At 74.2% G+C, this 13198-nt stretch carries 14 protein-coding genes; 5 read left to right on the forward strand and 9 right to left on the reverse strand.

The annotated features are described in order from the left end of the window. Positions 1-4 precede the first annotated feature (4 nt). Positions 5-1063 (forward strand): cation diffusion facilitator family transporter, encoded by a 1059-nt coding sequence (locus tag F8R89_RS05580; protein ID WP_225994334.1) that lies wholly within the window; start codon positions 5-7, stop codon positions 1061-1063. 11 nt (positions 1064-1074) lie between these two features. Here F8R89_RS05580 and F8R89_RS05585 read toward each other — a convergent pair whose 3' ends face one another. Next, a complete protein-coding gene (locus F8R89_RS05585; RefSeq protein WP_151782922.1) occupies positions 1075-1638 on the reverse strand; it encodes a YbaK/EbsC family protein in 564 nt (187 codons plus the stop codon). 43 nt (positions 1639-1681) lie between these two features. Continuing rightward, on the reverse strand, positions 1682-2254 hold the full coding sequence (locus F8R89_RS05590) for a helix-turn-helix domain-containing protein (protein ID WP_151782923.1): 573 nt from the start codon (positions 2252-2254) through the stop codon (positions 1682-1684). 103 nt (positions 2255-2357) lie between these two features. Here F8R89_RS05590 and F8R89_RS05595 point away from each other — a divergent pair, with 103 nt between their 5' ends. Beyond that, positions 2358-3215, forward strand: coding sequence for a DMT family transporter (locus F8R89_RS05595; RefSeq protein WP_151782924.1), 858 nt, complete (start codon positions 2358-2360; stop codon positions 3213-3215). A gap of 466 nt (positions 3216-3681) precedes the next feature. Here F8R89_RS05595 and F8R89_RS05600 read toward each other — a convergent pair whose 3' ends face one another. Then, positions 3682-4479: an acyltransferase gene (locus F8R89_RS05600; protein WP_151782925.1), complete on the reverse strand. Its 798-nt coding sequence runs from the start codon at positions 4477-4479 to the stop codon at positions 3682-3684. 115 nt (positions 4480-4594) lie between these two features. Here F8R89_RS05600 and F8R89_RS05605 point away from each other — a divergent pair, with 115 nt between their 5' ends. Further along, positions 4595-5131, forward strand: a complete 537-nt coding sequence (locus F8R89_RS05605; protein WP_151782926.1) for a gamma carbonic anhydrase family protein — start codon at positions 4595-4597, stop codon at positions 5129-5131. A gap of 34 nt (positions 5132-5165) precedes the next feature. Here the strand turns inward: F8R89_RS05605 and F8R89_RS05610 are convergent, their stop codons facing one another. Together F8R89_RS05610 and F8R89_RS05615 are read right to left on the reverse strand one after the other, a co-directional pair. Continuing rightward, the gene (locus tag F8R89_RS05610; RefSeq protein ID WP_151782927.1) at positions 5166-5816 is read right to left on the reverse strand and encodes a DedA family protein; all 651 of its coding nucleotides are present in this window, start codon (positions 5814-5816) and stop codon (positions 5166-5168) included. 171 nt (positions 5817-5987) lie between these two features. Next, a complete protein-coding gene (locus F8R89_RS05615; RefSeq protein WP_192806052.1) occupies positions 5988-6440 on the reverse strand; it encodes a DUF4442 domain-containing protein in 453 nt (150 codons plus the stop codon). Between the two features lie 152 nt (positions 6441-6592). Between F8R89_RS05615 and F8R89_RS05620 the strand changes: the two genes are divergently transcribed. Then, complete coding sequence (locus tag F8R89_RS05620) at positions 6593-7894, forward strand: MFS transporter (protein WP_151782928.1); 1302 nt, start codon at positions 6593-6595, stop codon at positions 7892-7894. A 35-nt stretch (positions 7895-7929) separates the two neighbouring features. On the opposite strand, the gene F8R89_RS05625 is transcribed toward F8R89_RS05620, so the two are convergent. The 3 genes from F8R89_RS05625 to F8R89_RS05635 form a co-directional block, all read right to left on the reverse strand. After that, positions 7930-8721, reverse strand: a complete 792-nt coding sequence (locus F8R89_RS05625) for a spermidine synthase (protein ID WP_413251288.1) — start codon at positions 8719-8721, stop codon at positions 7930-7932. A 169-nt stretch (positions 8722-8890) separates the two neighbouring features. Next, positions 8891-10060 carry an elongation factor Tu gene (gene tuf / locus F8R89_RS05630; protein WP_151782930.1) on the reverse strand — a complete coding sequence of 390 codons (1170 nt, stop codon included), beginning with the start codon at positions 10058-10060 and terminating at the stop codon, positions 8891-8893. Between the two features lie 275 nt (positions 10061-10335). Further along, entirely contained in the window at positions 10336-11058 is a 723-nt protein-coding gene (locus tag F8R89_RS05635; protein ID WP_151782931.1) for a DNA alkylation repair protein, read from the reverse strand. Between the two features lie 48 nt (positions 11059-11106). On the opposite strand from F8R89_RS05635, the gene F8R89_RS05640 reads away from it, so the two are divergent. After that, complete coding sequence (locus F8R89_RS05640) at positions 11107-11889, forward strand: TVP38/TMEM64 family protein (RefSeq protein ID WP_151782932.1); 783 nt, start codon at positions 11107-11109, stop codon at positions 11887-11889. A gap of 13 nt (positions 11890-11902) precedes the next feature. Here the strand turns inward: F8R89_RS05640 and F8R89_RS05645 are convergent, their stop codons facing one another. Continuing rightward, on the reverse strand, positions 11903-13072 hold the full coding sequence (locus F8R89_RS05645; protein WP_151782933.1) for a thiolase family protein: 1170 nt from the start codon (positions 13070-13072) through the stop codon (positions 11903-11905). Between the last annotated feature and the right edge of the window lie 126 nt (positions 13073-13198).

Here is a 13198-nt window from a genome sequence, read left to right on the forward strand (position 1 = left end):
CGCCGTGAGCGAGGGTCACCCGCAGGGGCAGGACGGACACCGGCATCCAGGGAAGCAAGGGGGCCCGCACACCCGGGCGCCCCTCCGGCACCGCCTCGCCCACCTCCTGCGCCCGCACTCCCACGAGACCGCCGACAAGCTGGACTCCGCCCTGGAGTCCTCGGCGCGCGGGATGCGGGCCCTGTGGGTCTCCTTGCTGGTCCTCGGGGTGACGGCGCTGGCGCAGGCGGTCGTGGTCGCGGTCTCCGGGTCCGTCGCGCTGCTCGGCGACACGGTGCACAACACCGCGGACGCGCTGACGGCCGTCCCCCTCGGGATCGCCTTCGTCCTGGGCCGGCGCGCGGCGACCCGCCGCTTCACCTACGGGTACGGCCGGGCCGAGGATCTGGCGGGCCTGGTCATCGTGCTCACCATCGCCGCGTCCGCGGTCTTCGCGGGCTGGACGGCCGTGGCCCGCCTGCTGGAGCCGCGCCCCATGCAGCATGTCCCGGTGGTGGCGGTGGCGGCGCTCATCGGCTTCGCCGGGAACGAGTGGGTGGCCCGGTACCGCGTCCGGGTCGGGCGGGCGATCGGCTCGGCGGCGCTGGTCGCCGACGGGCTGCACGCCCGCACCGACGGGTTCACCTCGCTGGCGGTGCTGGCGGGCGCGGGCGGCGCCGCCGTGGGGTGGCGGTGGGCGGACCCGGTCGTGGGGCTCGCGATCACGGCCGCGATCGTGCTGGTGCTGCGGGACGCGGCGCGCGAGGTGTTCCGGCGGGTGATGGACGCCGTGGACCCGGCCCTGGTGGACCGGGTTGAGCGGGCCCTGCGGGACGTCCCCGGCGTCCGGGGTGTCGGCGAGCTGCGGCTGCGCTGGATCGGGCACCGGCTGCGCGCCGAGGTGGCCGTGGTCGTGGACGGCGAGGCGACGGTGCGTCAGGCGCACGCGATCGCGGTGGACGCCGAGCACGCGCTGCTGCACGCCGTCCCCCGGCTCACGGCGGCGCTGGTGCACGCCGATCCGGCGCCGGTGACGGGCGAGGAGGACCCGCACCATGTGCTCGCGCACCACATGACGGCGTGAGACATCGCGCCTCAGCCCGCGGCGACGCCGAGCCCCTCCAGGACGACGGCGTTGGGCAGTTCGGCGAACGCCTTGCCGGGGACCAGCAGCTTGCCGCGCCGGCGGCCGCTGCCGACCAGCACGTACGGCAGGTCGACGACGGCCGGGTCGACGAGCAGGGGCCAGGAGGCGGGCAGGCCGATCGGGGTGATGCCGCCGTACTCCATGCCGGTCTCGCCGGTGGCGGTGTCCATGGAGGCGAAGGACGCCTTGCGGGCGCCGAGCGTACGGCGGACGACGCCGTTCACGTCGGCGCGGGTGGTGGACAGGACCAGGCAGGCCGCGAGCGTGGTCTCACCGCCGCGCTTCCCGGCGACGACCACGCAGTTCGCGGACGTCTCGAGGAGTTCCTGCCCGTAGTGCTCGACGAAGACGGCGGTGTCGGCCCACTGCGGGTCGGTGTCGACGTAGACGATCTGCTCGGCGGGGACGCTGCCGTGCCAGTTCCGTACGGCGTCGGCGACCGGGCCGATCAGGGCGTCGAGGCACTCGGGAGCGGGTGTGGCGGTGTCGAACTGTCCGATGGGTGCGTCCATGGCCGCACGCTAACAGGCGCCCGGCCGCCGTCGGAGGGACGTCTCAGCGTGCGGGCGGGACGGAGACGGCGAGCATCCACTCGGCCGGGACGTCGCCCTGGTTGCCGTACACGTGCGGGGCGTCGGCCTCGAAGGTGGCGCTCGCGCCGGCCGGGACGCGGTGGTCCACGCCGTCGACGGTGAGGGTCAGTTCGCCGGCCGTGACGTGCACGATCTCGACGGTGCCCACGGGGTGCGCGTCCGAGCTGCTGCTCTCGCCCGGCATCATCCGCCAGTGCCACATCTCCATCGGGCCGGGGGCCTCCGCCCCGGCGAGGAGCCGGCTGTGACTGCCGGCGTCGGTGTGCCACAGCCGGACGACCTGGTCGGCCGGGACGACCCGCACCTTCGGGCCCCGCTCGTAGTCGAGGAGCGTGGTGATGCTGACGCCGAGGGCGTCGCCGATCTTGACGACCGTGCCGAGGCTGGGGTTGGTGCGGGCCTGCTCGATCTGGATGAGCATGCCGCGGCTGACGCCGGCCCGGGACGCGAGCACGTCCAGCGTGAAGCCGCGCACCGTCCGCCAATGCTTGACGTTGCGTGCCAGGGACTGGGTCAGCAGGTCGAGGTCCGACACATTCCGTCCTTGCGGAGTCCAATATTTTAGATGACAGGGTCCACTGGACAGCACTACCGTGGGGTGCACCCGATCGTGCACGGAACTGTACTGCGAGGCTCTTGTGACAGCACTCTTCGCCCTGGCCACCAGTCTGCTCTGGGGTCTGGCGGACTTCGGCGGAGGCGTGCTGACCCGGCGCACCCCCGCGCTGACGGTGGTCGTCGTCTCGCAGGCCATCGCGGCGGCCGTGCTCGGCGTGATCGTCCTGGCCACGGGTGCGTGGAGCGAGGCGGGGCCGCGGTTGTGGTGGGCGGTCGCGGCCGGCTTGGTGGGCCCCGTGGCCCTCCTCTGCTTCTACAAGGCGCTCGCGCTCGGCCCCATGGGCGTGGTCTCCCCGCTCGGCACGGTGGGCGTGGCCGTCCCGGTCGGGGCGGGCCTCTTCCTGGGCGAGCGGCCCGGTCTGGTGCAGACGGCGGGGATCGCGGTGGCGGTGCTCGGAGTGGTCCTGGCGGGCGGGCCGCAGCTGCGGGGCGCTCCGGTGCAGCGGCGGGCGATCCTGCTCACGCTGGTCGCGGCCTTCGGCTTCGGCACGGTCTTCGTCCTGGTCGCGGAGGCGTCGACCACCATCACCGGGCTGTTCCTCGCGCTCTTCGTACAGCGCGTCGTCAACGTCGGCGCCGGCGGCCTCGCGCTGTACGTCTCGGTGCGGCGGGGGGCACCCGCCCTCCCGGACGGCGCCTTCCCCTGGCACTCGCTCCCCGCGCTCGCCTTCGTCGGTCTCGCCGATGTCGCGGCGAACGGCACCTATGTGGTCGCCGCACACCACGGCCCGGTGACCGTGGCCGCCGTACTCGCCTCGCTCTACCCGGTGGTGACCGCCCTGGCGGCACGCGGCGTACTACGGGAACGCCTGGCCGGCCTACAGGCGGCGGGGGCGGGGCTGGCCCTGGTGGGAACGGTACTGCTGGCGGCGGGCTGACCGGGGCGGGCCGCGCCGGGCCGTACCGAGCGCGCCGACGTGGGCGCGTGCTGCCGCCGCGGACTGATCCGTGTCGGCTGTGCCGGGCGCATCCTCGCGTGCGGTGCTGTCGGCGGCGTGCCAGGCGCATCCCCACGAGCACGGCCCCGCCGCCCGCAACCTCCCCCGACGAGCCGTACCAGGCTCACCCCCGCCAGCACGGTCCCACCCGCCGCAGCCCGCCCCGAACACCCCAGCCAGGCCCGCCCACATAGGCACACGCTGCCGCCGCAGGACCACCGCGCCGGCCACGTCTGGCCCACCTGCGCAGCACGATCCTGCCGGCCGCAGGCCTACCGCACCGGCCCCGCGCGGCGCACCGGCGAGCACAGCCCTGCCGGCCCCAGGCCAACCGGCACCGGCCGTGCCGTGCCGGGCCCGCGCCCGCGCCCGCGGGCAACGTGCCGCTGACCCGCCGGCGCCCCCGTCATGACTCGGTGGCCGGCTCCGCCAGTTCCGCGGTCGTCCGCTCGTCCAGTTCCGCCAGCCGGGCCACCGTCTCCTCGTCGAGGTCCGCCAGTGCCTGGAGCTGGCCGGGGGTCACACCGTCCGGTATCGGTACGGGCGCCGGGGTCCGCAGCGGTGGCTGCCAGCCGTCCTCGGAGGTCCAGCGCCGTACGACCCGGGCCGGCGCGCCCGCGACCACGGAGTGGTCCGGCACCGTGCCGCGGACGACCGCGCCGGCGGCGACCACCACGTTCCGCCCGATCGTCGCGCCCGGCAGGATCACCGCGCCGGTGCCGATCCAGCATCCGGGGCCGATCTCGACCGGCTCCATGCGCGGCCACTGCCGGCCGATGGGCTCGTGCGGGTCGTCGTAGGAGTGGTTGGTGGAGGTGACGTAGACGTACGGGCCGAAGTAGCAGTCGCTGCCGATGGTCACCGTCGTGTCGGCGATGACGTGGCTGCCGCGGCCGAGGACGACGCCGTCGCCGATGCGCAGGATCGGGTCCGGGCCGAGGTCGAGGTCGGGCATCAGCCCTGCCGTCAGGGTGACCTGCTCGCCGACGATGCAGTGCGAGCCGAGGTGGATCCACGGTTCGCCGAAGACCGTGCCGAGCGGGAAGGCCAGCCGGGTGGCCTCGCCGAGGGAGCCGAACCGGAAGCGGCCCGGATGCTCCGCGGTCACCGAGCCCGTGCGCTGCGCCCACGCCCAGCCCGCGTGGACGGCGCGCTGCGCCAGTCGGCGTCGCCAGGATGAGAACGTGTTCTTGCGCTTGGGCACGGCCTCACGGTACTGAGCGTTCGCGGCCGTGATGAGGCCGAGGGCCTGTGATCTTCGCCCTACCAGGTGGCGTACGGTGCGCGGTGTCGACGACGTTCACGGTGAGGAGAGGGCGATGACGGACAAGGCGCTGGTCATGGGGATCGCGGGACGGGAGCCGAGGATCGACGGGTCCGCGTTCGTGGCGCCGACGGCGTCCGTGATCGGGGACGTCACCCTGGAGGCGGGCGCCAGCGTCTGGTACGGCGCGGTGGTGCGCGGCGACGTCGAGTCGATCTCCGTCGGGGAGCGGGCCAACATCCAGGACAACTGCACGCTCCACGCCGACCCGGGTTTCCCGGTGCGCGTGGGCGCGCGGGTGTCGGTCGGGCACAACGCGGTCGTGCACGGCGCGACCGTCGAGGACGACTGTCTCGTCGGGATGGGCGCGACCGTGCTGAACGGCGCGGTCATCGGGGCGGGCTCGCTGGTCGCCGCGCAGGCGCTGGTGCCGCAGGGGATGGTCGTGCCGCCGGGGTCGCTGGTGGCGGGCGTGCCGGCGAAGGTGAAGCGGCCGCTCACCGAGGAGGAGCGGCAGGGGGTCACGCTCAACGGCACGATGTACGCCGAGCTCGCCAAGGCGCACCGCGAGGAGCACGAAGGGCGCGGCTGAGTCCGCCGCGCCCGCCGCGCCGGGCCGGGGGCGCTCAGTCGCCCGCGGGGACCGGCGCGGGCTCGGCTTCCTGGTGTGCGGCCCCCGCCTTGGCGGCCTTGCGCTTGACGATCAGGAACGAGGCGAGGCCGATCAGGACCGCCGCGACCAGCCCCAGCCAGGAGAAGCGCTTCAGCCAGGACTCGGCGACCACGCCGACGTAGTAGATGACGGCGGTCGTGCCGCCGGCCCAAACGATGCCGCCGAGCACGTTCGCGATCAGGAACTTCCAGTACGGCATGCGCAGGACGCCCGCGAGGGGTCCGGCGAAGATGCGCAGGAGGGCGACGAACCGGCCGAAGAAGACCGCCCACATCCCCCACTTCTGGAAGGACCGCTCGGCGGTCGCGACATGCCCCTCGCTGAAGTGCCTGGGGAACTTCGCGCCCAGCCAGGCCAGCAGCGGCCTGCCTCCCTTGCGGCCGATGGCGTAGCCGATGGAGTCACCGATGACCGCGCCGGCGCTCGCGCAGGCGCCGAGCACGAACGGGTCGATCTCACCGTGCTGCGAGGCGAGCAGGGCGGACGACACCAGGATGATCTCGCCGGGCAGCGGGATGCCCAGGCTCTCCAGTCCGATGACCAGGCCGACCAGAAGGTAGATCGCCAGCGGGGGCACCGTTTCGAGCCATTCCTGGACGTGCAACGCCGCTTCCTCTCGTGTGCCTGACCCTGCGTTCCCGGGCGCCCGCTGTGCGGTGGGCGCGCATCGGGGAAGCCTACCCGCTCTGTTGGACGTCCCGGGCGGCGCCCGGGTTGCGTCCGCACCGACTCATGACAGGCACGCGAGCCGGTCGGCCGTTCGCGGCGGCGTCGCTCAGCCGTTCGACCGCAGGGTCCAGGTCGCCGTCATCTCGCCGGTCAGAGCGCCGTCCGCGCGCCGGATCTCGATCGTCACCGGGAACTCGGGCCGCTCGCCCGCGTCCAGCTGCGCGACGACGTCGGCGGCCGGGCGGCCGAGGGTCGCGGTGGCCGTCACCGCTCCCATGGCGAGCCGGCGGTAGGCGATCTCGGCGCCGACCGCGAGCGGCACGGCGCGGGCCAGCTGGTCCCCGAACGCGGACAGCACGAGGGCCCCGCCCGCGGCCTCGCCGAGCGCGAACAGGGCACCGGCGTGCGGCCCGCCCACGTGGTGGTGGAACGCGCTCTGGTCCGGCAGGAGCACCACGGCCCGCTCGGGGGTGATCTCCACGAACTCGAGGTGCAGGGTCCGGGCCATGGGCACGGCGGCGACGAGCAGTTCGCCGACGGACAGCTGGTCTGCGCTCATGGCCGTCACGTTACTCGCGAGTAAGGGCGGGGGACAGACGTCCGTGACGCACCCCTCACCCGGAACCGGGCACGGCGTCCCGAGCGCCCGTTCCCGGCCGTGACCTGCGCATCGGCTTGGCAAACCGGGGGCCGGACGGCGATAGTCGGCCGGTGACCCGCGCCGCCCCCGCTTCCCGCCGCTCGCGCCGACCCGCCTGGGCCGGCCGCAACTACAGCCTGCTGACCGCCTCGGCGTTCGTCACCAACCTCGGCAGCAACGGCGCGCTGATCGCCGCGGCCTTCGCCGTCCTGGAGGCGGGCGGCGACGGCGGTGACGTGGGCCTGGTCGCCGCCTCCCGGACCCTGCCCCTGGTGCTCTTCCTGCTGATCGGCGGCGCCGTCGCGGACCGGCTCCCCCGGCACCGGGTGATGGTCGCGGCCAACGCCCTCAACTGTGTGTCGCAGGCGGTCTTCGCCGCGCTGGTCCTCACCGGCGAGGCCGAGCTGTGGCAGATGATGCTGCTGACCGCGCTCGGCGGCACCGGCCAGGCGTTCTTCAGCCCGGCCGCCGAGGGCATGCTGCTGTCGTCGGTGCGCGGGGAGCAGGCGGGCCGGGCGTTCGCGGTGTTCCGGATGGCGATGCAGGGCGCGGCCGTCGGCGGCGCGGCGCTCGGCGGTGCCATGGTGGCGGCGCTGGGGCCGGGCTGGGTGCTGGCGGCGGACGCCGCCGCCTTCGCGGTGGCCGGGGCGATGCGGGCCCTGCTGGACGTCAGCCGGGTGGCGCCGCGCGCGCCCGGCGGCGGCATGCTCGCGGATCTGCGCGAGGGCTGGCGGGAGTTCGTGGGACGGCCGTGGCTGTGGGGTGTGGTCGTCCAGTTCTCCGTCGCCAACGCCGTGGTCGCCGCGGCCGACGCGGTCTACGGTCCGCTCGTCGCCCGGGACCACCTCGGCGGGGCCGGCCCGTGGGGCGTGGCCTTGGGGTTCTTCGGCGCGGGCACCGTGGCCGGCGCGCTGCTCATGACGCGCTGGCAGCCGCGCCGCCTCCTCCTCGCCGGCACCCTGTGCGTCTTCCCGCTGGCCCTGCCGTCCGCCGCGCTCGCCGTGCCGGTCCCGGTGGGCGCGCTGTGCGCGGTGATGTTCCTGACCGGCGTGACGCTGGAGGTGTTCGGCGTCTCCTGGATGACCGCGCTGCACCAGGAGATACCGGAGGACAAGCTGTCCCGCGTCTCGGCCTACGACTGGTTCGGCTCGGTCGCCATGGTCCCGCTGGCGACGGCCCTCGCCGGCCCGGCGGAGACGGCGTTCGGGCGCACGCCGGCGCTGTGGGGCTGCGCCGCGCTGATCGTGCTGGTCACCGCCGCGGTCCTGTGCGTGCCGGACGTCCGCAATCTGCGCCGCCGCGGCAAGCCCGTGACGTCGGGCGGCACCGGCGCCCCGGCGGGCACGGAGGCCCCGGCCGAAGGGATCGGCTGACGGCACCGGCCCCTGATCGCATGGCTCGCGGACGGTCAGCCGATGCCGAACGCCCCCTCGGGCGGCTCGGGTGACGGGACGGCGTCCTCGTCGCGCACCGGACGCGCCGCCCCCATGAAGGCCCGCACCCCGGCGCCGTGCTCCACGCGCGCGGGGAACGCGTCGCCCGCGGTCAGCCGGGCCAGGGCGGCCGTGTCCACGGGCCGGTGCGCGGCGACCAGGACCGCGTTCCCGAAGCGCCGCCCGCGCAGCACGGCCGGTTCGGCGATCAGCGCGAGCTCCTCGAAGACGGTGGCCAGGTTGGCCAGTTGGGAGCGCAGGAAGGCGAACGGCGCGGCGTCGGCGAGGTTCGCGAGGTAGACCCCGTCGCCCCGGAGCACCCGGGCGGCGGCGCGGGCGTACTCGACGGACGTGATGTGCGCGGGCACCCGGGAGCCCCGGAACACGTCCGCGACGAGCACGTCGGCGGACTGCGCCGGGGCGGCGTCGAGCCAGGCCCGCGCGTCGGCGGCGTGCGCGGTGATGTCGGCGCCCGCGGGCGTCGGCAGATGCTCCAGGACGAGGTCCAGCAGCGCGCCGTCGAGTTCCACGACGTGCTGCCGGGAGCCCGGCCGGGTGGCGGCGACGTACCGGGGCAGGGTGAGCGCCCCACCCCCGAGATGCACCACGTCCAGGGCGCGCCCCGGCTCCGCCACGACGTCCAGCGCGTGCCCGACCCGGCGCACGTACTCGAACTCCAGGTGCGTGGGCGCGTCGAGATCGACGTACGACTGCGGGGCGCCGTCGACGGTGAGCAGCCAGGCCCGTTCGCGGTCGACGTCGGGCATGAGCTTGGCGAAGCCGTGCCCGGTGGCACCGGCGACGGGTCTGGAGTCGTTCACTCCCCCATTGTGGGCGCCCCCGTCCCGCCACCGGCACGGGGGCCGTGCGCCCCGGTCCCGTCACCGGCACGGGGGCCGTGCGCCAGGCAGTCCCGGTCGCACGGCCCCCGGTCCGTCATACGACGGCGGTCACCGTCCCGGCCCCGACGGTCCGGCCACCCTCACGGATGGCGAACCCGAGACCGGGCTCCAGCGGCACCTCGCGCCCCAGCTCGACCGTCATCGTCACGGTCTCACCGGGCCGCGCGACGGCCGCCTCACCGAGGTCGACGTCCCCCACCACGTCCGCGGTGCGGATGTAGAACTGCGGCCGGTAGCCGGTGGACAGCGGCGTCGAGCGACCGCCCTCCCGGGTCGACAGGACGTACACCTGCGCCGTGAAGCGGCTGCGGGGCTCCACGCTGCCCGGCGCGGCCACCACGTGCCCGCGCCGGACGGCGTCCCGGGGGACGCCCCGCAGCAGCAGCGCCACGTTGTCCCCGGCCTGGGCCTCGTCCATCGGCTTGCCGAAGGTCTCCAGGCCGGTCACGACGGTCTCCACGCCGGCCCCGAGCACCTCGACCCGGTCGCCGACGCGGACGGTCCCCCGCTCCACGGCGCCGGTGACCACGGTCCCCCGGCCGGTGATGGTCAGGACGTTCTCGACGGGCAGCAGGAACGGCGCGTCGACGTACCGCTCCGGCATGGGCACATAGGTGTCCACCGCGTCGAGCAGCGCCTCGACGGCCGCCGTCCACTGGGGGTCGCCCTCCAGCGCCTTGAGCCCCGAGACCCGTACGACGGGCGCGGCGTCGCCGCCGTAGCCGTGCTCGCTGAGCAGGTCCCGGACCTCCAGCTCGACGAGGTCGAGCAGCTCCGGGTCGCCGGCGTCGGCCTTGTTGAGGGCGACGACGATGTGGTCGACGCCCACCTGCCGGGCGAGCAGCACGTGTTCCGCGGTCTGCGGCATGATGCCGTCGAGGGCGGAGACGACGAGGATCGCCCCGTCGAGCTGGGCCGCGCCGGTGACCATGTTCTTCACGTAGTCGGCGTGGCCCGGCATGTCGACGTGCGCGTAGTGACGGGTGTCGGTCTCGTACTCGACGTGCGCGATGTTGATCGTGATGCCGCGGGCCGCCTCCTCCGGCGCCCGGTCGATGCGGTCGAACGGCACGAAGGTGCCGGAGCCGCGCTCGGCCAGGACCTTGGTGATGGCGGCAGTCAGCGTGGTCTTGCCGTGGTCGACGTGTCCCATCGTGCCGATGTTCAGATGCGGCTTGGTACGCACGTACGCCGTCTTGGACATGGGTGTACTCCGAAGTCTGACGTCTCAGGACGTCTCCGTGGGAAGAGCGGGGACCCCGTGGAACCGCCGACCCTCCCCCTGCGGGGTCCGCCGGACGTTCCGGAGAGGGTCAGCTTCGGGCGCCGTCGACGGCGGCCAGGAAGACGAGGACGGCAGCCTTCGGCGTATCCGCGACTGCGGATGCGGCGAGAACGAAGGCGTACCGGAACATGACGTCGATCATCGCCGAGGCCGCCCCCGGCGTCGAATGGTTTTCCGCCGCCCGCGCAGGGCCTTCAGGCGCCGATGTTCTTCAGCGCCTCACGCACGGACAGCGGGGCGAACCGCCCGCCCTCGCGCGCCAGGAAGTCCCGTACGGCCCCGGGGTCGGTCTTGGCGTACTCCCGCAGGCACCAGCCGATGGCCTTGCGGACGAAGAAGCCGGGGTGCCCGGACTGGCGCAGGCAGTAGGCGAACAGGCGCCCGGCGTCGGTGCGTTCCCTGTAGCGGAGCTGGTGCAGGAGGGCGGTGCGGACGACCCACAGGTCGTCGTCCTCGATCCAGGCGTCCATGTCCTCGGCCAGCGAGGCATCCGCCTCGACGAGCCCTCCCACGACGTGCGCGGCGAGCGCGTCGACGGTGTCCCACCAGGACACCGTGGACACCAACTGCCGGGCCACCGGCAGGAACCCGGAGGACAGACGCGTCCCATGCCGGCGCAGATAGTCGACGGCGAAGTACTGGTACTCCCGCTCCGGCAGCCGCCAGCAGCGCAGCGCGACGGCGGCGCAGTCGCGTTCGCCGGGGCGCGGGGTGCCCTGGACGACGGAGCGCGACAGGGCGCGGCGCTCCGGCGACGGGATGCCGAGGAACGGGGCGACGTCCTTCATGTACGCCCGCATGGCGGCGGCCCGCTCCGGGTCCGCGGCGGCGGCATAGGTGCTGGTCAGCCGCTCCATCACCGTGTCGGCCACCTCGCTGTGCGGGACGTCCGCCGCTTCCGCGCCAGTCGTGCTCATATGACGACCATACGGCGATCACATGTCCCCTTCGGTTACTGTCGCCGAATGCTCGACGATGCCACCACCCGCTCTGGGGGCACCGCGACGGTCTCTCCCCGGGCCGTCACCACGGAGCTCACCGTCCCCGTCCCCTCGCTCACGCCCGCGCCCGCCGGCCTGGCCGCGCGCTGCGGCAGAGCGCTGCTCTCGCCGTGGTCACGGCTGTCCGCGCTCGTGCTCCTGCTGGCCGCTGCCGGGTGCTGCGTGCTGCTCTTCGAGCCGCAGAGACTCCTGTCGGACGGCTGGCCGGCGCACCTCGGGGGCGCGGCGGCGATCGTGCTGTTCGCGGTGGCGTACGGCCTGGTCACGGTGGCGTTCGTGCCGCGTCCCCTGCTGAACCTGGCGGCGGGCGCGCTGTTCGGCTCCCAGCTGGGTCTGGGCGCGGCGATCGCGGGCACGGTGCTGGGGGCCGGGATCGCCTTCGGGCTCGGCCGGCTGCTGGGCCAGGACGCGCTGCGGCCGCTGCTGCGCGGCCGGGTGCTGAAGGCGGCGGACGGCCAGTTCAGCCGGCACGGCTTCCGCTCGATGCTGGCGGTGCGGCTCTTCCCGGGTGTGCCGTTCTGGGCCGCGAACTACGCCGCCTCCGTCTCCCGCATGGGGTACGTCCCGTTCCTGCTGGCGACGGCGCTCGGCTCGATCCCGAACACCGCCGCGTACGTCGTGGCCGGCGCCCGTGCCTCCACGCCGACGTCGCCCGCCTTCCTGATCGCGCTGGCCTGCATCGCCGTACCGGCGCTGGCCGGCGTGGTGGTGGCCTGGCGCAAGCGCCACCACCTGCGCGGCCGCTGAGCGCCGCCGTCGCTCACACGGCCTCGAGGACCATCGCGTTGGCGAGTCCGCCGGCCTCGCACATGGTCTGCAGGGCGTAACGGGCGCCGCGCTCCCGCATGGCGTGCACCAGGGTCGTCGTGAGCCGGGTCCCGCTGGCGCCGAGCGGGTGGCCGAGCGCGATCGCGCCGCCGTGCACGTTGACCTTGGCGAGGTCCGCGCCGGTCTCCTGCCGCCAGGCGAGCACGACGCTGGCGAACGCCTCGTTCACCTCGAACAGGTCGATGTCGTCGATCGACAGGTGCGCGCGGCGCAGCACCTTCTCGGTCGCCGGGATCACGCCGGTCAGCATGAGGACGGGGTCGGAGCCGGTGACGGCGAAGCTGTGCAGCCGGGCGAGGGGCCGCAGGCCGAGGCGGGCCGCCGTCTCCGAGGACGTGATGAGCACGGCCGAGGCGCCGTCGTTGATGGGGCTGGCGTTGCCCGCGGTGACGTTCCACTCGATCTGCGGGAAGCGCTCGGCGAACACCGGGTCGTGGTAGGCGGGCTTGAGTCCGGCGAGGATCTCGGGCGTGCTGCCGGGCCGGACGCACTCGTCGCGCGCGACGCCGTCGAGGGGCGCGACCTCGGCGTCGAACAGGCCGTTCTGCCAGGCCGCGGCGGCCCGGTGGTGGGAGGAGACGGCGAACGCGTCCATCTGCTCGCGGGTGAGGGACCACTTCGCGGCGATCAGTTCGGCGCTGATGCCCTGCGGGACGAGCCCATCGGGGTAGCGGGCGGCGATGCCGGGGCCGAAGGGGTCCTTGCCGGGCGGCACGTTCGACCACATCGGCACCCGGCTCATCGACTCGACCCCGCAGGCCACGACGAGGTCGTACGCGCCGGAAAGGACGCCCTGGGCGGCGAAGTGCACGGCCTGCTGGGACGAGCCGCACTGACGGTCGACGGTGGTCGCCGGGACCGTCTCGGGGAACCCCGCGGACAGGGCGGCGTAGCGGGTGGTGTTCATGGCCTGCTCGCCGACCTGGTCGACGGTGCCGCCGATGACGTCGTCGATCAGCGCCGGATCCACCCCGGAGCGCTCGACGAGGCTGCGCAGGGTGTGGGCGAGGAGTTCGACGGGGTGGACGTGCGCGAGGGAGCCGTTCGGCTTGCCCTTGCCGATCGGGGTGCGTACGGCTTCGACGATGACTGCGTCTCGCATGGTGCGGGCCTCCTTGGCGCGCGAGCCGATTACCGGTGAGCATGATCGCCGGTGAGCACAATTACCGGCGAGCACGATTACCGGCGAGTAGGAAATCTGGACTCACCATAGCGCCGTAGGTTGGAA

The sequence above is a fragment of the Streptomyces sp. SS1-1 genome, assembly GCF_008973465.1.
Taxonomy (GTDB): domain Bacteria; phylum Actinomycetota; class Actinomycetes; order Streptomycetales; family Streptomycetaceae; genus Streptomyces.